Raw genomic sequence first — 19,034 nt, 5'->3', positions numbered from 1 at the left:
TGTTACGGGAGGAGAACCGCCGGTTGCGCGACTCCTACGCGCATGCGAAGCGGGCAACGTTCAGACGGACCGCAGTGGGCTTCTTTGCGGTCGGTGGACTATCCCTCATAGCAGCGTTCCTCTTTCCAGCCCTGCAGCTGTCTCTTATACACATCTCTGAGCNNNGAGATGTGTATAAGAGACAGGTGACACGGTGTTCGACACGTTGGCCGATGTCGAACAGCACCTCGTCAGCGAACTGGAACTCCAGACCGAGACGGTGTATGTCCCAACGGCATCCCGTCCGGAGACGAATGCGCGCCTGTTCGTCCCCCAGCACGTCGAGTACGCGGTGCCCGATCCAGAGCAGTTGGGAGAACTGTTCGTTACGAGCGGTGCCGAGGCGGAACAGGGCATATCGCTTCCCCCGACTGGAGACCGTCTGTACACCGAGTTCGAACAAACGATATCCGGCAAATTCGGTAACGATCCCGATGCAATAGCGGCACAACTGACCGCAGCCCTGTCCGAGCAGTTCGAACTCGTCGAGGACACAACAATCGAAATCGATGGCGGGAACCGAACTGCTTCTATTGCCGTCGACAATCCCGCGTTCGGCGACATTCACCAGCTAGATCACCCAGTGGTGTCCTTGCTCGCGGTGGGGTTTGCCACGGGACTTGATCGACCGGTTACTGTCGATACGCGCGATGACGACCGGTTCAGCGGTGTCGTGACCGTTTCGTGGAACGCACTCGAACAACCATCGGCGCAGTCCAATGGCGCGGCGACCCGAGAACGAGAGACGACACCAGCCCCGGAAAACAGCTAACTGCGGTCCAGTCGCTACTCGAACTTCCGTTTCGTTCCGCCGTCGCCGACCGCTGTCTCGACACCCGTACTGTGGTCGGTGTCGGACCCGGGCGGCGTAATCGACTGTAGGATTTCTTCGATAACCGTTTCGGCGCTGATCTGGCTTAGTTCGGCATCGCTGTTCATGATGAGACGATGCCGCAACACCGGCAGCGCCATCTCTTTGACGTCGTCCGGAATGACGTACTCCCGGCCGTTCAGACGAGCGACTGCTTTGGCCGTATTCTGCAGGGCGATTGTCGCCCGCGGTGAGGCCCCGTGAACGACGTTTCGGTGGTCCCGTGTCGCGCCGACGATAGCGAGAATGTACTCCTTGATGCTGTCTTCGATATGCGTCTCGGGGACGACTGACCGGGCGTCCAGAAGTTCGCTCCGGGAGATAACCTGCGAGATAGAGTCCGCGTCAAGCGTCGGGTTCGCGTCGAATCGGTCGAGGATCGCGCGCTCCTCCTCGGAGTTGGGAATCTCGGTGACGAGTTTCATCTGAAACCGGTCGCGCTGGGCCTCCGGGAGTTTGAACGTCCCTTCCATCTCAAGGGGGTTCATGGTCGCAACGACCGTAAACGGCGTCGGGAGTTCGAGCGTCGACCCTTCAATGGAAACCTGTCCCTCCTGCATCGCTTCGAGGAGTGCGCTCTGTGTTTTCGGCGGGGCGCGGTTGATCTCGTCGGCGATGACCAGATTGGTAAACACGGGGCCTTTCTGCAGCTCGAACTCGCCGTTTCGCTGGTGATACACCGTTGTTCCGGTGATATCCGCAGGGAGGAGGTCGGGCGTCATCTGGACCCGGGAGTGCTGGAGATCCGTCGCGTTGGCGACGAGCGTGGCGATCGTCGTTTTCGCGACACCGGGGACCCCCTCCAGAAGCACATGACCGCGTGTAAGCATGGCGACAGTAATGTGTCGGAGAACTTCCTCGTTACCGATAAGAACGGTCTCCGTCTCCTCCTTGAGACGGTCGTACAGCACCGACGGATCAGTCATTGCGTTGACGTTCGGCCCGCTGTTTAATAATGGCTTCCGTTACTCGCTCTACTTGTGCGGTCTCCCAGTCTGGATGGCGGGCTCTGAGATACTTCTCAACGCCATCCCGGGAGAGGTTCGGGTCCGACTCGCGGCCACTGTATTCCCGGAGGCGATCCCGGAGATGCTCGTCGAGACGGCGGTCGTACGCGAGCAGCGCCCCGACCAGCACGACGCCACAGAGCAGTAACAGCGCGTCTGACCGCTGGACGGCCAGGACGGCAGCGGCCACAGGCGGGACGCTACTGGCGTGTGAGTAGTCCAGCAGTGCGTCGTCGTGGCTGGCGACGAGGTTCCGAACGAACCGTCGGTTGTCACCGCGTTCGAGCATCGCGTTCACGAAGATGCTCGGATCACCGACGGCAATGACACGGCCGTCGCCGACCGATTCGCTCGTGACAACGGGTCGGGACGCTAACTGCTCCTCGCCGTCGAGTTCGCCGTTGCCGTTGGTGTCGAGGTAGGCGTATTCGGAGGTGTTGACGAGCGTCGTCGCGTTTCCGGCTCTGACAGTCGTCCCGTAGTTGAGGACGACAGTATCGACGCCGGCAGTCTCCGGATAGTCGCCGGCAGGCGTCGCTTCCGGGAGCGAGGAGTTACGGTAGTAATTTCGGTTGTCGTACACCGGGCGACCGTCAAAACGCGCGTCAGCACCGACGGCAGCGAGCAGGGCATTCCCTTGTGGGCGGTAATCCTCGGCAACGACGAGTGTCCCGCCGCTTCGGACGAACTCCGCGAGCCGTGTGCGCTCGCTCGACGAGTACGGCTCCGTCGGCGAGAGAACGACCGCAACAGTGCTGTTCGCACCGGTCATCGGATACTGACTCACGTTCGTTCCGACAGTCACGTTTGCACCGGCGTCAGCTGCGACGTTTCGGAGTTCACCTGCCCCGTCCCACTGGGAGTTGTACGCACCGAACGCTGCTGAGGACGTACTCGCGGCGTAGACGACCGCGATGATCGTGAGGGCGGTGTAGGCGGCCAGCAGGAGCTGCGGGAGAGTGAGCGACGGTAGCCAGGAGTCTTCGGAGAGCGGTGTCAGCGCCATCAGACCAGCCCCGGCGGTAGAATATCGAGGATCCGTTTGATGACCACGTAGGCAAAGCCCACCAGTCCGATCCCGATGAGCCACCAGAGCCGCCGTCGCCAGTGCGGCGACACGGCCTGCGGTGCGACCAGTTCGACAGTGACGAGAAACCCGATCAGCGAGACGACAAAGAACAGCTCAAGCGTCAGCGCGTCCAGCAGGGTCAACACGAGGATGGTGCCAAGCACCCACATGAGATGGCCGTAGATGAACTGCTGGCGCTGTCGGGTCGCCATGGTACGGCGTTCTGCTCGATAGACAGTCAAAGTTCCGACCGACGGCTGCCGACTGAGCCATACAGCTAACCTAGCAGTTCGGTTCAGTCGTCGCTAGGCTGGCTCTCGTCGACCGACTCGTCGTCGGGCGTCCGCGTCCGGTCGCCGCTCGGGAGCAACGAGACCGGTGACGCTGTCAGATACGGCACCGTTGCGACGAGGGCACCGAACAGGGCGAGCGAGACGCCGCCGGCAAATATCGCTGCGAGGATGGTCGGCGGCGTCCGCGCGGAGAGGCGAAAACCGAAGAAGACGAGCCAGCCAGCCCGCTCCAGCAGCTGTAACGCGACGATCGACAGACCGAGAGCGAGGCCAGTCGCTGGGATCGCGATACGGGCAATATCGCCCAAAATCGTCCGCAGGACCCGCCACTGCGTCGCGCCGGTCGAGCGGTGGATGCCGATAGCCTGCCGACGCGCGTGGACTCCCTGTGCGAACGTCGCCGTGGTACTGCCGACGGTACTCAGCGCCGAGAGGACGACAAGCACGCCCAGGATCAACTGGACGTTCCCGAACACGCCCTCGACGGAGCGCTCGATGGGCGTACCGGACGCGTACGACCCGCTACTTGCTACCGCGGATGCCAGCCGACGGTCCCCGGTCACCTCGTACTCCGCTGTGGAGAGGGTGGTCCCGTTGGCCGTCACTCGGTAGGTGTACGTTCCGGGCTGGCTTCGTCCGCCGTCCGGGGAGAACCGCGTCTGTGTGACGTTGCCGGGCGGCATGTAGACGGTCCGGTTCCGGGAGACACCGGGGCCGACGACGCGCACGTCACGGGTGATCGGCTCCTGCCAGGGGTTTGCGAGCCCGATCCTGAGGGTTGGTGTCGTCAGGACCGACCCCGAAGACGGCGATATCGACAACTCCCCGTACAGTTCCCGCTCGGTACCACGGACGATCTGGATGTCGTGTGTCGCCGTCTGGTCGCCCGAACGAGCTGTTATCGTGTAGTTCCCCGGCTCGCGTGGCAGGGGAACGACAGCGACACCGCTCGATCCAGTTCTGAGCGACGGCCCGTTCACCGTGACGGTAGCGTTCGAAACGCGGTCTCCGGTTTTCGTGACGACAGGAACTGAGAGCCCCGACCCGGGCGGGGCCTGTGACGGTAGCTGGCTCGGAATCTCGATGGCGTCCGGCGAGACAACGGTCACAGAATGGGTGTACTCCCCGGCAGTGGCGTTTGCAGTCCCCAGTTCCGACGCGGTAAAGGAGACAGTCCCGGTCCGCTCTTGCCCCGGCGGGACTGCGACCGTCGTCGTTCGCTGTTCGCCCCGATACCGAACTGTGACTTCCCGGTCCGCCCGCTCGTTGCCGACGTTTCGGACGGCGACGGAGAGGTTGACAGCGTCACCTTTCGTGACACGTCCCGGACCCGATAGCCCCGTCACGACAGCACCCGACCGGTTGGCGGCGACACCGTCGGCGTCGTCGATCTCGGACACCGGCCCCTTCACGCGAATCATGTGGACCTGTCCCGGCCCGGTCGCCAGGTCGGCCGCGGAGTCGAGCGGCAGAATGAGCAGGTCATCGAGCGTTCTGGGGGCGTCGTACTGCCCGACGACGGTGACCCGGCGAACACCGGGCTTAACGCTCCCGCTGACGGTTAGTTCGTCACCGACTTCGACATCGAGCGTCCGCGCGAGGTCGCTCCCGATGACGGCCTCGTCGTGCCGCTGTGGTCGCTGGCCTTCGACCAGCGTGGCCCCGGTGACGTTCGCGAAGGCGTCGTACTCCGCCCCGTGGGCCATGTACGGTTGGCCGTCCGAAACCTGGGCGTAGATGATTTCCGGGCTGGCCGGCGTCCCGTCGGCCCGCAGGGCTGCGGCGTACTCAGCGTCGAGGCGACTGTTCAGCGGATGGGGCGCGCCGGCTTCGGTGATAGTCCCGGAGCCGCCCGCCGCACCGCCGAGCGGGGACGCGAGGCCAGCCAGTGAGACGACGAGCAGGAACGTGATTCCGAAGACGGTCAGCGTCGCCGCCGTCGGCACGACCGAGCGCCACGACAGGAACGTCGGTGCGACCCAGTTTCGGACCCTCGCAAGCGTCGACTGCTCGGACTGGCCGGACCGGGCATGACGGCTCCCGAGCGAGGCCGGCGGGCGGGTCGCCGCGGGGTAGGCCGCGAGCGCGCCGGCAGCGAGGCCCATCAAGACGAAGATTCCGGCGACGCCACCGACGACGGTTGCGCTCTGGCCCGTGACGGTAACGTCGAGTGCGATGGGGAGACCGACGTAGATCGCGACGTTGACCAGCGCCTTGATGAGGATCAGTCCGACGGCGTAGCCCAGCACCACGCCGGTCGTCACGAGGAGGCCGGCTCGAAGCGTAAACAGGAGTCCCACGCGCCACCCTGGTGCGCCGGTCGAGCGGATGACCCGTATCGCGTCGAGGCGGTCGCGGACGCTCATCCGCGTGACGTTGTAGACGACGATGAGGACCAACAGCCCGCCGGCGGCCGCCGCGATGCCCAGCGCCCAGAGCACCTGCTCTAAACCGCCGAGGACGTACAGGAGCGCGCTGACCAGCGGTGCCCCTTCACTTGGGAGGCTTCCCAGCCCGGTCCCGCTCGGACTGTGGTCGATGACGAAGTAGCCGGTGACGCCGACCTGCTGTGCGGTCGAGGCGTTCGTCGCGTACCACTGATTGGAGAGGAACGTCGTCCCCCGCTCCTGTGGGACAACGGTGAGCGAGACGGTACCGTCTGACCCGCTGACCGTTCGGGTCCGCTGCTGAGAGACCGGTCCCCGGCCGTCAACGCCGTCCGGAATCGTCGGTAACCGCCCCTCCTGCCACTGGGCCGACCCCTCGATGAGCACCCTGGGCGTATCGGGTGGTATACCGATAAGACGAACGTCAGTCTCGTTTACAGTCGCCGTCGCTGTCGGGAGCACGGTGACGTCCCCATCAGTTTCGGGCGGGCCGGTCTCCGCGTCGTGATAGGTGACCGTCCCGGAGTTCGCGAGCGGCTCGGCGAACGTTTCCGAGTACGTGACCGCAGTGAACAACAGCAGAACCGTACCGATGAGAAACGCGGCCGTCACGGCGACGACGACGACGGTGAGCCGGTCCCGTCTGGACCAGCGAAACAGGAGGGCGTTTCTGTATCCCATCGGTTCGTTAGTTCGTCTCCGTGGACGGGCTCGCGTTCGGCGTCGAGGCGGCATCGGAGACGAGCGTGCCGCCGCGGATGAACAGCCGTTCGTCGAACCGCTGGGCCAGTTGCGGGTCGTGGCTGATGACGACGAGGGCGGTTTCCGTCGATTCCTTCATGCTGAACAGGAGGTTCAGCACCGACTCGGCGGTGTCCGGGTCTAGCTGTCCGGTCGGTTCGTCGGCGAGGACGATCTCGGGGCGGTTCGCGAGCGCCCGTGCGATGGCGACCCGCTGTTTCTCGCCCCCGCTCAGCGTCGCGGGGTACTGGTGTTCGAGCCCGGCGATACCGAGGCGGTCGAACAGCGTGTCCAGCCAGTCTGGGTCGCGGTCGCCTGCGTGTTCCTGCGGGAGCGACGCGTTCTCACGGGCGGTCAGGTCACCGATGAGCTGGAAGTCCTGGAAGACGAACCCGAGCGTCGTCCGCCGCAGGCTGGCGCGCTGGCGTTCGGACAGGGTACTCGCGTCCCGGCCGTCGATCTCCAGCCGGCCGCTAGACGGGGACTCTAGCAGCCCGAGGACGTTGAACAGCGTCGACTTGCCGGCCCCGCTAGGACCCTGAACGAGCATCGCCGCGTCGGACCCGACCGTGAGTGAGACGCCGTCGAGAATCCTGGTGCCCCGTCGTGTGACACACAACTCCGAGCCGACGAGGACGGGGTCAGTCATTGTCGGCCTTTCTGCCGGCCCCGTATTGTATGCCACGGTTACATACCCGGGAGAAGTGAAGATGGGGGGACCATCGAACCGGGTCCGTTCAGAACCCGTCAGCAACTCGTTCGGTTCCCGCCGGGCCGAACGAGGTACACGGAGTCGAGGCCGCGCGTGTCATAGACCACGTCGTTCTCGTAGCGCCACTCCGCCAGCGCCGCGGGCGTGGTCTTCTCGCTCGCTGCCGGGAACAGGTGCGCCCCTGTCGTCCCCCACGACGCCCGCGACAGCGTCGGACAGTTGGGTTCCGTCCCACCACCGAGCCACCGGGCGGTCGGCTGGTACGTTCCGTTGGACGCGCCCGGATAGTACAGATCGACGATACGGCTGAACGGGTGGTCGGACGCCCACTGCTCGTCGACGTGGTCCGCGGTAAACGTCGCGGCCGCGAACTGCGATTCGGTCGCCCCGGTCGGGAACGCGAGCGTGTCGAGATTGACGAAGGCGATAGGCATCGTCGCAACTGCGGCGACCACGACGATGACCGTCAGGACTGTTGCGAGTCGGTGGCTGTGAGTCTTCGGCGTTCCAAGCCCGCCGTCCGGCGACGGCGACCACCGGTAGGCGACCGACGCGACGCCGATGCCGGCGAGGACGAACACGGGCAGGTGGACGAACGTCTGGCCCCGGAGCGCAGTCCCGTAGTACTCCGGCGTCAGCGAGGCGGTCAGCGAGAAGTACACGATGACAATCGGCGCCAGCAGCAACGCCAGTACGACCGGGCCGATCAGCCGGCGGTCGCGGCTCGCAAGCGGGAGGCCGACGACCGCAAACACCACCGGGACGGCGAAGGCCGCGACGAGCACCAAGAGGCCGGCCGGCGTGGTCTGTGTCCCGGGAAACACGGTCTGTACCGCGTTCGCACCCAGCGTCAGGAACCAGAGGCCGACCGCGCCGCCGATGGTCACCCGCTGCAGGCGACCGCTCGTCTGCTGGAACCAGACCAGTGTCGCCACCAGGACGACTACCCAGGCCAAGAAGAGCCCCGGATACGCGCTGACGCGGTCGACGTACGGGACCTCCAGAAGCGAGCGTTCTGCGATCCGGTAGTACCCCCACATGTACACCCAGAAGCCCGCGACGGCGACGAGCGCAGTGACGGCGTCACGACGCGACGGAATCCTGGCGAGATGGGCGGCTAGCACCCCCGTGAGTACCAGCGCAGCGATGAGCGAGCTGAACGTATGCAAGAGCGGGAAGGCAGCGAACAGCACGACCACAACTGCGCCCCATCGACGCCCGTATCGCTCCGTCGTGAGCAACCGATGGACGGCAATCGCAAACAGCGGCAGCAAGAGAAACGCCAGCGCTTCCTCATCCGTTTGTCCGGTCCGCCGGAGATAGATGCCTTCCACCGCGAGCCCCATCCCGACCACGCCCATCGCCAGCGTCGTCCGCGAGTGACGCCACCGACTCGACTGTGCGAGGCGTTTGACCAGCGCCATCGCCGTCAGGCAGGACGCTGCACCGGTGACCGCGACGACCGGCTGGGCGACGTACAGCGGCCGCTCACCGGTGAGTGCGCCGACGACCGTCAGGACAGCGGTAAACACGATGTTGTCCGCACGGAACCGCGTGAGGGGAAACGCCCCCGTTTCGAGCGTGTCCCTGGCCAGAGCGACGTAGCCGAATCCGTCTAGCGTCGAGGGCAGCGGTGTCCAGTGGAGCGTCGTCAACCGGGCCGCGACTGCCACGGCCAGCACAGCCACGATGAGCAGCAATCGCCCCTTCCGGCCGTCACTCATTGGCGGGTCCTACAGCGGGTGGGTGTAAGATAGTTACCGCATTTCGACGGGCGACTCGGGAGCCCTGACAGTCTCTCGGTCTACTGCTAGCCCTGTTGGAAATCCGGGATTGCTGCCAGGCTCTAGACACACCCGGAGTGTCCATGACGATTAGCAGTCACTGGTCCCCGTTCGACTTGATCTTGCGGGCACGTTCGACGGCTGCCTCCGCGCGTGACGGATCAACCGATGTCGGTGCGAACGCCGCCGTCTCGAAGGCTTCGACCACCGTTTCGATATCCGCCATCCGTTCCTCGGGAACGCCGTGCTCCTGGCTCTGCTGGAGGAGTTCCCAGTGTGTCGCCCCCTCGTCAATACCGTTTTTCACCGCTAGCTCATCGTGGACTGCGGTGTACGCTACCATCGTTGCGGCATCGTAGTCCCCGCTATCCAGATACGTATCGACGCGGTCCGCAAACGTCGGACTCGTCGCGTTCGATGGCGTCGTCGCCTGGTCGGATCCACTCATCGATACCTCAGTTGCCTCCACCGAGGAAGTCGTGTTCACCTGGGATTGGCGGCGCCGCGACACGATAAACCAAGCCCCGACGACAACTGCAAGCGCTACCCCGCCGCCCAGGACGGGCAGCCAGCTGTATCCGATGATCCCGTTCCCAAAGGCTACTTCTGGGTTCTCGTCAGAGCCGAACAGTATCGCTACCAGGGTATCGATAAGCAGATCGCTATCCGAATCGGAGCCGACCGGTGGGTTGCCGCCGCCGGCTCCTGCGGCCAGCGTTGTCGTTGCGGTCGCGTTACCGAGGTTCGAACTCGGTTCGTCGTACGTGGCAGTAACGGTAACTGTCTCGTTGTTCTGCGGATATTCGAGGACGGTCTGGAACGACCCGTTCCGGTTCGTCTCGACGAGTTGGGTGCCGCCAGCACCGACCTGCAGGCGTACCGGGCGACCCGCGACAGGGTCCCCGGCAACGGTCTGGAGTTGCCCCCTGGCAAGGGCCCCATCATCCGTGCGTGACGCACTCACGGAGAGGGTCGTCTGAGTCTCGACGACGACAACAGGGGTCTCCGACTGGACGCCCGCAATCGCTCGGTTTTCGTACGGAACCCGAGCGACAACTACACGCTCACCGTCGTTTACCGACGCTGGGGCTCGGGTCGATGCTGTCGCCGTTCCGTTCGGTCCGGTCGTCGTTCGTGCAACGACAGTATCACCAACGGTGAACTCGACCGGTACCCCGTCGACACCTCTCGACTCGACTGTCACGGACGCCGTCGCGTTGAGTCGGTCGCCGTACCCTACCGTCCCCGGTGCGATTTCGCTCGTCGCGTTCGGCGTCACCTGTTTCACGTCAATCGTGAACGTGGTGTCGTCGGACAGGTACACCGAGTCGGCATCCGGGACGTACTCGACCGGGACGGACTGCGACCCGAGTCTGGCTGAGCGTGGCCGGTACTGCGTTTCGAACACACCGCTGGAATCAGTTCGAACAGTTTGTGTCCGGTTCCCGATCCTGAGTTCGACCGCCTCGTCTGCGATGACCGAGCCGTTCTCAGTCCGGATCTGGCCGGAGACCGTTCCGGGATCACTGAACGATGCAGTCGAGTCTCTCGCCTGAACTGTGAGCGTCGTCCCGACGAGTGTCTCTTCACGGATAGCCGCCTGCGTCGCCGTGACGTTCTCTGTCGTCTCGTTGATCTCGGTCTGTCCCGAAGAGAGGTCGACAGACGTGGTGTTCTCTATCCGTTCGAAGTTCCGGTTCAGTTCTCGGCTCCTGTCGCTGATGTTCGACGCCGTTCGCTCCATCGCACGCGCAGTGATGCGAGCCTCGCGTTCGTTACCGCGCTCGCGTGCCGCCTGATACGCCGTATATTGCTGGCGGTACCGCTGTACCTCGTTCGTGAGATTCCGCTGGTTCTCGCGCGCGGCTTCGAACTCTCTCGCGGCGGTGTCGTCCGTATCCGACGACGTGTCACCGGCAACGTCGACGTACTGCTCCAGACGCTTGTCGTAGTCGTCGCCGAGGACGCTCTGCGCTTGCTCGTACTGTTCGTTCGATAGCGCGATGCTGCTGTTCTCCAGCCGCCCCCCCATCGTCCGAGCCAACCAGGCGGCCGTTTCATCGCCGTACTCGCCGTCCGACACCGAATCCGGGTTTTCCTGTTGCGTCTCGTTGTCGTCCGTCGGTGTCTCCACCTGCCGGTTCAGAGCCGGACCCCCATCGTCGGTCCCCATCGCTGCCACCCCACCAGCGCCCGCTGTAAGTCCAAGTATTGTCAGGGTGACGAACACGGCCCACGACTGGCTCCGGAACACACCGAGTTATTCCGCTGGGTTGATAAAATGCGTTCGGTTGGCTCATCGGAGACAGTTGCAGTCGTGTACTGAGACAGAAAGCGACGCAATCAGCTATTTTTTTACCGTGCCGACATGACTCATTGCCAATGGCTGAAACCCAGACGTGGAAACTACTCTTGCCACGTCAACTCCGCCACCTCCCGGCCGATCTAGCAGGCGTTATCGGCGTGGTGATTCTGACGAATCTGGCTGCCCTGCTGCCGGTCATCTCCGACACGCCGGTCCGCATCGTCGCCGGGCTCGTGTTTGTCCTCTTCATTCCCGGCTATGCGTTCATCGCAGCGCTGTTTCCGGAGGCCGGGAGCGGCCCCACGGCCGACGACGAGACCGTTTCGGATCCCCGGGCCGACGGAATCGACGGTATCGAACGGGTCGCGCTCTCGTTCGGACTCAGTATCGCCCTCGTTCCCTTGGTCGGCCTGGTGTTGAATTTCACGCCGTGGGGCATCCGTCTGCTCCCGATTCTCGTGTCGCTCAGCGGGCTGACGCTCGTGTTGACCGCTGTCGCGGCTGTTCGACGCTGGGCGGTACCCGCTGACGAACGGTTTCGCGTCCCGTATCGCGCGTGGCTCAGTGCCGGCCGTGAAGAGTTGTTCTCGCCGGCCTCGCGGACGGACGCGGTCCTGAACGTGCTGTTGGTCCTGAGCATCCTGCTTGCGGCCGCCAGCGTCGGCTACGCGGTCACAGTACCAAAGGACGGCGAGCGGTTCAGCGAGTTCTACCTGCTGACCGAAGACGAAGACGGGGAACTCGTCGCTGACGGCTATCCGACGGAGTTTCAACAGGGCGAGGGTCGCTCGTTGATCATCGGTATCGGGAATCAGGAACACGAACGGACGGAGTACACCGTAATCGCCGAGTTACAACGCGTCGAACGCGTCGGCAACGAGACCCGGGTTCGGGAACGATCGGAACTGCGGCGCTTCCAGCCGACGCTGGGACACAACGAGACCTGGCACCGTCAGCACGAGGTGACGCCCGAGATGACTGGGGAGGGGCTTCGGCTCCAGTACCTGCTGTACCGCGGGTCACCACCTGAGACCGTGGACCAATCGACTGCGTACCGGGAAGTCCACCTCTGGGTGAACGTAACCGGCTGACCCAGGTTCTCGTAGCGAGCAGCGCTCCCCCAGGTAAAACAGGGACCGACTTACTGCCCATTCTTTTGAGATCTAACCCGGCAAACAGCTTTTCCTTGCCTGGATCATTGGTTTCACCGTGTACCCCGCAGGCCACTTCCTCCTCGCAGCCGTTCCGCTGACGGTATACACGGTGGCTCGGTGGCATCACCTCCCGTCTGGGCCGATGGTACTGCTCTTGCTTGTTGCGACGCAACTCCCGGACGTAATCGACAAGCCGCTCGCGTGGACGTTCGCTATTCTTCCGAGCGGGCGCATGCTGGCCCATTCGCTGGTCGTCTCGCTACCCGTCCTCACCATCCTTGTACTGCTGGCTGCACGTCAGGGCTACGGGCGGTACGCAGTGGTGTTTTCCGCCGGCTACCTCTCACACATCGCCGGCGACTTCTATCCGATTGTGCGACTCGGGACGGACTACTACTTCTTTCCGAACCTGTTCTGGCCGCTGTTGTCGGCAACCCCCGATAGAACGCCGTCGTTTGCGGCGCATTCGCCCGACAGCCTGCTCTCGCTTGCCGTCCCCCTGGTCGTCTTCGGACTGGCCATCAGCTACAGCCTCGTGACGGTGTACCGGAGATACGAGCAGGTCCCAGCCGAAATACCACAACGGTAAGCCGTTCGCGGCCGACGGTCGTTGCCACTGAAGCAGTGGGTCTCAAGCGGCGGATTTCGGGCTCCCCGTCAGATATCGAAGCTACTGTTCCCGCCCATAGGGATCGCGGAGTGAAGCTGAAACGCCTGTCTCAAACCGGTGTCGCCGATTCGATCGGTGCTTCGCCGCAGCTGACACAGATATACTCTTCGTCGACGGTGAGCACGACCGGTGAGTTACACTTGATGCACTTGATTTTCGCCGCACGGGATGGCTTTGCGTAGTCCCCCATTGTATGTACCTTACATAGCAATGTTATATGTAAAATAACATAAAATTACCCCTTTCAGCAATATTGTATCCGCAGCCGCTAGGAGGGGATAACTCAGTTATGCAGGAAAGCTAGCTCCAGTTAGGTACACAACAGGAGAGAAATTCGTCAGAGAAAGAGATTCATCAGAGAATAGACAAATGCCGCGTAAACTGTGGAAGTTCCTCAGTCCCGACGTGCCAGGAATCCAGCGCCTAGCAATGCTAGCACCGCGACGAGGACGGTGAAACCGGGGCCGCTCGAACTCGTGGTCTCGACCGAGCCCTCCGTTCCGGTTGTGCCTGTCTCGTCGGGTTGCTGTGCCCCACCACCTGCGGTCGTGGCTGCTTCCGTTGGCACCTCTCCGTCTTCAGTCTCGACTGTCTCAGTGTCGTCGGTGTCGGTCGTAGCTTCGTCCTCAGTGTCTTCTTCAGTCCCCTCGGTATCGGAGTCGTCGTTCCCACTATCGTCATCGCTATCTCCGCTATCGCTGTCATCGCTCCCGTTATTGTTGTCGTCGTTGTCGCCGTCACCGTTGTTGCCATCACTTCCGTCGTCGCCGCCGCCGTTGTTGCCATCACTCCCGTCGTCGCTATCGTCATCATCGTCGCCGGAATCGGTTTCGTTCGACTGTGATAGCGTGACTGTCCCGGTCGCGGAGTTGATATCGTTTGAGTCTTCGCCAACAGCGACGTGAACGTACGTGTACGTCCCGTTTGGCCAGGATTCGAGTGTTTCGACGTCGACGGTGGTATCGGAGGCACCGGAGACCGTCGTCGACGAGGCGTGCATCACGTCATCACCGGTCGAATCCGGCGATGCTTCGGAGAGAACGAACCCGAACAGCCCGATCAGTCCCGCTGACGGCATCGCTCCTGCTGCCGTCGAGTCCTCACCGGTGAGGGTAGCGTCATCGTCGGCCGACGAGACGCCGTTGACGCCGTCGAAGGAGTTCTCGACCGTGACCTGGTCTTCCGAGAAATTCTCATCGATTTCGCCGGTCACACGGACGGTGCTCGTCCGCTGTTGGAGTTCGTCCTCGTCGAGTAGCAACACAGCGTGCGTGACAGAGTCGTCCTCCAGTTCGGTCTCGATATCGAGCGAGACGTTATCGCCAGCGGTGATATCGTCGGAGGTCGCATCGACCGTGGACGGGCTTTCCTGAACCAGCGTCTGTTCGACGCCGACGACGGTCACGTTCCCATCAGTCGAGACGTTGTTGTCCGAAACAGACAGGCCCTGTCCGTCATCGACAGTGACCAGAACGAAGCCGTAGGCACCACCCGAGGCAGGTGTGTACGACGTTTCGAGTACACCGTTGTCATCTATCGAACCGACACCCTCCGCGTCGTCTAGCAGTTCGACCGAGTTAGCGTTGGAGTCGTTCGTAAAGATACTAGCTAGATCAGTTCTGACGCTTCCCTCACTAAACCCGGCCGAAGATGGGTTTTCGGAGAGTCTGACAGCGAGTAGTTGCGCCTCGTCGCCGGCAAGTCCAGTCGTTCCGGCTCCGGTCGTTGATTCGAACGTCAGATCAACTGATTCGCCCGTTTCGTGAATCGTGTACTCCTCCCTGTTGAGGGGAACGTCACCGGTCTGAGCAGACTCGATGTTGATATACGTCTCCGGGGCTGCTATCGCCGTTGGGCCGCTGGAGGACGTCCGAAGCGGGAGCAGCGACCGTTCCCAGACATCCACGTTTTCCGTCACCGCTGTCGTTTGCCCTTCATCGACTGGCGTTGCCGCCGCCGACGTTACCGACAGGGGGGCGGCTAACACCAGCAGCACTGTCATCGCACAAATTACAGTGCGTTTTCCGTTTGTTGTTTTATACATTACTGAATTTTTTCGGAGGGGCGCGGTATAATTCTTATGCAGTGACATTCGACGCTACACAGTGTCATATGACGGTTACAAAACACGTACCCACTGTCTGGGGATTTTGCAGCGCGACTCGTGAGTCGTGTCTCGGCAAATTACCCTACTCGTATTTATGACAGGTCCCCGGTTTGACGCATTCCTTATAGTAAATGCTCGACAGCGGACCCGGGTTTAACAGCAATCGGCCAACAGTCGGCCGTGTCATCGAGTAGAATCTGCACACGTCGGCGCACAAAGAGGTGCTGTGTTCGGTGGACACCACCAGTAAAGGCCGCCCGATCAGTTACTCTACGTTCTCTTCGTCGTCCCCAGCATCACTCGGTCCGCCAGCGTTGTCCGGGGGACCGCCACCGTTGCCCGGGCCACCACCGTTATCAGGGCCGCCGCCCGGACTCACTGCCACCGTGCCGGTATCCGAGTTGAGAGTCCCGGTTTCGTTACCGACTGCGACGTGGACGTACTGATACGCACCGTTCGGCCAGGAATCCAGGGTCTGGACCGTCACGTTGGCGTCAGCGTCACCGCTGACAATCGTTGCAGAGGCATGGATAACGTCCCCGCCAGCGTCCGATTCGGCCTCGGAAACCACCGTGCCGAACAGCCCCTGCAACCCGATTGCAGGTATCGACTGGTTCTCGGAGAGGTTGAAACTCCCCAGTCCAGTGTTGCTCTCAACCGTCCCAACACCGCTGATGTTATCGAAAGAATTCTCGACGGTGATCTGGTCAGCCGAGAAGCTCTCGTTCAGCTCGCCCGACACAGTCACCGTGCTCGACTGCCGCTGGAGTTCGCCCTGTCGGACCAGCAGGACCGCGTGGGTGGCGTTTTCGTCTTCCATCTCAGTGTCGACAGCCAGCGTAACGTTGTCGCCGGGGTTGACCGGGTTCTGGGTCCGCTCGACGTTCGAGGCGTTGTCCTGCACCACGGCCTGTTCGACACCGACGACGGTCACGTTCCCGTTGACGGAGACGTTACCGTCCGATACCGATAGCCCCTCATCGCCCTCGTCGACAGTCACCAGAACGAAGCCGTATACGCCGCCCGATTCGGGGGTGTAGGACGCCTGCAGTTCGCCATCCTCGTCTATCGTGCCGACGTCTTCCGCGTCATCGAGTAGCTCCGACGACGTAGTGTCCGAGTTATTTGCGAAGACATCTTCGAGAGAAGCGCGGGAGATGTTACTGGCGTTTGCCCCTGCCGTAGTCGGTGCTTCATCCAACTTGACAGCCAGCAGTTGCGCCTCGTCGCCGGCAAGTGCTCTCGTTCCGGCACCGATTCTGGGTTCGAAGGACATATTTATCGACTCGTTGCGCTCGTGGATCGTCATCGTCTGCTTGTTGAGCGGCAAGTCGCCAGTCGCAGCTGATTCGACGTTGAGGAACGTCCGCGGTGCCACTATCGTGGTCGGCCCTTCTGACGTCGTTCTGAGCGTGAGCGGGGACCGGTCCCACACGTCGACGTTTTCGGTCACCGAGAGCGACTGGCTCTCAGCGACGGGGGTTGCCTCAACAGTGGTCGTCACTGATAACGGACCAGCGAGTATCAACGCGACTGCCATGACGAAGATGACAGTCGGCTTTATTATTGGTGTTTTTACCATTACTGAAACATTACTGAAGCCTGTGGTATATTTCTTGTGCAGTGATACTACTCTGAAGCCTTTAGAAGCCTTCTAGACCGATATAGTATATGAACTGAGGCATAATTGATTGTTTTCCTGTAGTTATGAGTTTTTGATATATATCCACAAATAAGATGGTAACTAACCGATGCTAAAAGAGTCTAGATAATGTCTCAGTAACTGTAGCCCGCGTTTAGAGCGGTACTTACTGAACTGATCTGGGCAATTCACGGGAGAGCCAGCTTCATCGGGCAGGTGTCACAGGGTGCCGCATCGCTGAGACACGTCTCTAGCAGATCGGTTCGGAGAATTGCGAGGGAAGATCGCTCCGTGCGAGTCTTCCGGCACCGGTCGGCCGTCGTCTTCAGAGCGAGACACCATCGGGGTCGATGGCGTACTCGCGACCGTGACGATGGCCGCTCACTGTTTGCGAGGGACCGCGTCGGTCCAACAGTGCGAGGGAAGGGATTTGAACTACGCGGAGACGGGCAACCGCCCCGCCTTCTCTCGTTCAAACCCTTCCGTGTGCATCCTTCGGCGCCGCGTTGTGCGGCCCCTATACGATGCGAGGGAAGGGATTTGAACCCTTGGACCCCTACGGGAGCGGATCTTGAGTCCGCCGCCGTTTCCTGGCTTGGCTACCCTCGCACGCGTAGTGCATTCGGTACACATGGCGGTACGGTATAAATGTCGTACGGAAGCGACTCAGAGCCGGTGGGACACTGTGTCAGTAATTGAAAGCGTTTGCGTACTGGCCGCACTGCCGCCGCGCGATCAGGTGTGCATTGCGTTCCAATGGCGACTGTCGCCGATAGAACCGGTGGTTTGACCCACCGTGAACCAGTAGCGTAGGCATGGACGACCACACGCGCGACCCGACCGTCGAGGCCCCCGACGGGAACCCTTCGGGCTGGCGAACCGACGGTCAATGGGAACACGAGACGCTCAGGCGGGCCGTCGTCCACGGCGTCCGTCTGTACAACTCCGGGGAGTTCCACGAATCACACGACTGTTTCGAGGACGAATGGTACAACTACGGCCGCGGGAACACGGAGAGCAAATTCCTCCACGGGATGGTGCAGGTCGCCGCCGGCGCGTACAAGCACTTCGACTTCGAGGACGACGACGGGATGCGGTCGCTGTTTCGCACATCGCTGCAGTACTTCCGTGGCGTCCCTAACGACTACTACGGCGTCGACCTGTTAGATGTGCGGACGACGGTGACGAACGCGCTGTCGGACCCGTCAGCGCTCCAGGGCTGGCAGATCCGTCTCGACGGCGAGTGCCCGACGTGTCGCCCGGAGGACATCGAGTTCGCGGAGTCGCTCGAACATTGACCGAATCCGGATAATTCTAAAGGCTGGAAGCGTTAGCACGGACAGATGCGAATCGAGCAACTGGGAGACGGGGTTCCGGAGGTGGCCGTCGTGGGGAGCATCCACGGCGACGAACCGTGCGGTCGGGACGGCATCGAAGCCGTCCTTGCCGACCCGCCGGAGGTCGAGCGACCGGTCAAGTTCATCATCGCGAACGAGGCCGCCCTCGACGCAAACAAGCGATATCTCGATACGGACCTCAACCGATCGTTCCCAGGCGACGCTGACAGCGAGTCCCACGAGACACGGCTGGCCGCGGCTCTCGCCGCAGAACTCCACGACTGTACCGTGCTTTCGCTGCACTCCACACAGTCCTACGACGGAATGTTCGCCCTCGTCGACGATCTCACGCCGGAAATGGAGGCACTCTGTAGCGCCCTCTCCGTGGACGCCGTCGTTCAGACGAAAGGCGCAAACGAGGGGCGATTGTTCGCGACGGTGGACTCAGTCGTCGAAGTCGAATGTGGCTATCAGGGCTCCGCGGAAGCCGCCGAGAACGCGGAGCAGGTCATCCGGGAGTTCCTCGCTGCCACTGGAGTCACCACCGAGTCACCGCCACAACGGGAGACGCCACTGCCAGTGTTCCAGCTTGGCGAGCCGATTCCGAAGGCAGCAGCAGAACAGTACGAGGTGTTCGTCCGGAACTTCGAGCCAGTGCCAGAGGGGGACCCTGTGGCAGCAGCCGACGACGAAACTGTCGTCGCGGAGGAGGCCTTCCACCCGGTGTTGCTCTCAGCCTACGGCTACGAGGACGTGTTCGGCTTTACCGCGGATCGGATCGGGATGCTTGACTGAGACGGGTTTGCCGCGGGGTTTCGGTCCGGTCGTGACTTCACCGTCGGATTAGGCATCATTCTGGGCGACGACTTCGTACGAGGTGTACTCGATCTTGTCCGGGTCGAGTAGTTCGTCCTCA

14 protein-coding genes and 1 tRNA gene are annotated in these 19,034 nt (G+C 62.4%); 5 read left to right on the top strand and 10 right to left on the bottom strand.

What is annotated here, in order from left to right; genetic code table 11:
* Positions 1 to 193 precede the first annotated feature (193 nt).
* Positions 194 to 811 (top strand): hypothetical protein, encoded by a 618-nt coding sequence (locus tag C442_RS06875; protein ID WP_008309001.1) that lies wholly within the window; start codon positions 194 to 196, stop codon positions 809 to 811.
* A gap of 14 nt (positions 812 to 825) precedes the next feature.
* Here C442_RS06875 and C442_RS06870 read toward each other — a convergent pair whose 3' ends face one another.
* From C442_RS06870 to C442_RS06840, 7 genes are all read right to left on the bottom strand, one after another.
* Positions 826 to 1,836, bottom strand: coding sequence for an AAA family ATPase (locus C442_RS06870; RefSeq protein ID WP_008308999.1), 1,011 nt, complete (start codon positions 1,834 to 1,836; stop codon positions 826 to 828).
* Positions 1,829 to 2,923, bottom strand: a complete 1,095-nt coding sequence (locus C442_RS06865) for a DUF4350 domain-containing protein (RefSeq protein ID WP_008308997.1) — start codon at positions 2,921 to 2,923, stop codon at positions 1,829 to 1,831. Before C442_RS06865 ends, C442_RS06870 begins: the two co-directional genes overlap by 8 nt.
* Entirely contained in the window at positions 2,923 to 3,198 is a 276-nt protein-coding gene (locus C442_RS06860; RefSeq protein ID WP_008308996.1) for a hypothetical protein, read from the bottom strand. The genes C442_RS06865 and C442_RS06860 overlap by 1 nt, the downstream gene beginning before the upstream one ends.
* 83 nt (positions 3,199 to 3,281) lie before the next feature.
* Entirely contained in the window at positions 3,282 to 6,347 is a 3,066-nt protein-coding gene (locus C442_RS06855) for an FtsX-like permease family protein (protein WP_008308994.1), read from the bottom strand.
* Positions 6,348 to 6,354: 7 nt separating this feature from the next.
* The gene (locus tag C442_RS06850; RefSeq protein WP_008308992.1) at positions 6,355 to 7,056 is read right to left on the bottom strand and encodes an ABC transporter ATP-binding protein; all 702 of its coding nucleotides are present in this window, start codon (positions 7,054 to 7,056) and stop codon (positions 6,355 to 6,357) included.
* A gap of 98 nt (positions 7,057 to 7,154) precedes the next feature.
* Complete coding sequence (locus C442_RS06845) at positions 7,155 to 8,843, bottom strand: hypothetical protein (protein WP_008308990.1); 1,689 nt, start codon at positions 8,841 to 8,843, stop codon at positions 7,155 to 7,157.
* Between the two features lie 157 nt (positions 8,844 to 9,000).
* Complete coding sequence (locus C442_RS06840) at positions 9,001 to 11,076, bottom strand: hypothetical protein (protein WP_008308989.1); 2,076 nt, start codon at positions 11,074 to 11,076, stop codon at positions 9,001 to 9,003.
* A gap of 209 nt (positions 11,077 to 11,285) precedes the next feature.
* On the opposite strand from C442_RS06840, the gene C442_RS06835 reads away from it, so the two are divergent.
* Both C442_RS06835 and C442_RS06830 read left to right on the top strand, forming a co-directional pair.
* Positions 11,286 to 12,299 (top strand): DUF1616 domain-containing protein, encoded by a 1,014-nt coding sequence (locus C442_RS06835; RefSeq protein WP_008308988.1) that lies wholly within the window; start codon positions 11,286 to 11,288, stop codon positions 12,297 to 12,299.
* A 118-nt stretch (positions 12,300 to 12,417) separates the two neighbouring features.
* Entirely contained in the window at positions 12,418 to 12,951 is a 534-nt protein-coding gene (locus tag C442_RS06830) for a metal-dependent hydrolase (protein WP_239642276.1), read from the top strand.
* Between the two features lie 475 nt (positions 12,952 to 13,426).
* Here the strand turns inward: C442_RS06830 and C442_RS06825 are convergent, their stop codons facing one another.
* The 3 genes from C442_RS06825 to C442_RS06815 form a co-directional block, all read right to left on the bottom strand.
* On the bottom strand, positions 13,427 to 15,076 hold the full coding sequence (locus tag C442_RS06825; protein WP_080504300.1) for a PGF-CTERM sorting domain-containing protein: 1,650 nt from the start codon (positions 15,074 to 15,076) through the stop codon (positions 13,427 to 13,429).
* Positions 15,077 to 15,404: 328 nt separating this feature from the next.
* A complete protein-coding gene (locus tag C442_RS06820; protein WP_008308983.1) occupies positions 15,405 to 16,679 on the bottom strand; it encodes a hypothetical protein in 1,275 nt (424 codons plus the stop codon).
* 627 nt (positions 16,680 to 17,306) lie between these two features.
* Positions 17,307 to 17,390 (bottom strand) — tRNA-Leu (locus C442_RS06815).
* Positions 17,391 to 17,596: 206 nt separating this feature from the next.
* On the opposite strand from C442_RS06815, the gene C442_RS06810 reads away from it, so the two are divergent.
* Both C442_RS06810 and C442_RS06805 read left to right on the top strand, forming a co-directional pair.
* Positions 17,597 to 18,079 carry a DUF309 domain-containing protein gene (locus C442_RS06810; RefSeq protein ID WP_008308981.1) on the top strand — a complete coding sequence of 161 codons (483 nt, stop codon included), beginning with the start codon at positions 17,597 to 17,599 and terminating at the stop codon, positions 18,077 to 18,079.
* Between the two features lie 45 nt (positions 18,080 to 18,124).
* Positions 18,125 to 18,913: a M14 family metallopeptidase gene (locus C442_RS06805; protein ID WP_008308979.1), complete on the top strand. Its 789-nt coding sequence runs from the start codon at positions 18,125 to 18,127 to the stop codon at positions 18,911 to 18,913.
* Positions 18,914 to 19,034: the final 121 nt, after the last annotated feature.

The organism is Haloarcula amylolytica JCM 13557, assembly GCF_000336615.1.
Classification (GTDB): Archaea; Halobacteriota; Halobacteria; order Halobacteriales; family Haloarculaceae; genus Haloarcula; species Haloarcula amylolytica.
This window is presented reverse-complemented; position numbering and strand designations above follow the sequence as displayed.

Bases quoted from the DNA above. Each gene is read 5' to 3' on its own strand.
- C442_RS06860 (WP_008308996.1), bottom strand. From the start codon at position 3,198: ATGGCGACCCGACAGCGCCAGCAGTTCATCTACGGCCATCTCATGTGG.
- C442_RS06855 (WP_008308994.1), bottom strand. From the start codon at position 6,347: ATGGGATACAGAAACGCCCTCCTGTTTCGCTGGTCCAGACGGGACCGG.
- C442_RS06870 (WP_008308999.1), bottom strand. From the start codon at position 1,836: ATGACTGATCCGTCGGTGCTGTACGACCGTCTCAAGGAGGAGACGGAG.
- C442_RS06865 (WP_008308997.1), bottom strand. From the start codon at position 2,923: ATGGCGCTGACACCGCTCTCCGAAGACTCCTGGCTACCGTCGCTCACT.
- C442_RS06840 (WP_008308989.1), bottom strand. From the start codon at position 11,076: ATGGGGACCGACGATGGGGGTCCGGCTCTGAACCGGCAGGTGGAGACA.
- C442_RS06820 (WP_008308983.1), bottom strand. From the start codon at position 16,679: ATGGCAGTCGCGTTGATACTCGCTGGTCCGTTATCAGTGACGACCACT.
- C442_RS06825 (WP_080504300.1), bottom strand. From the start codon at position 15,076: ATGTATAAAACAACAAACGGAAAACGCACTGTAATTTGTGCGATGACA.
- C442_RS06805 (WP_008308979.1), top strand. From the start codon at position 18,125: ATGCGAATCGAGCAACTGGGAGACGGGGTTCCGGAGGTGGCCGTCGTG.
- C442_RS06810 (WP_008308981.1), top strand. From the start codon at position 17,597: ATGGACGACCACACGCGCGACCCGACCGTCGAGGCCCCCGACGGGAAC.
- C442_RS06845 (WP_008308990.1), bottom strand. From the start codon at position 8,843: ATGAGTGACGGCCGGAAGGGGCGATTGCTGCTCATCGTGGCTGTGCTG.
- C442_RS06835 (WP_008308988.1), top strand. From the start codon at position 11,286: ATGGCTGAAACCCAGACGTGGAAACTACTCTTGCCACGTCAACTCCGC.
- C442_RS06850 (WP_008308992.1), bottom strand. From the start codon at position 7,056: ATGACTGACCCCGTCCTCGTCGGCTCGGAGTTGTGTGTCACACGACGG.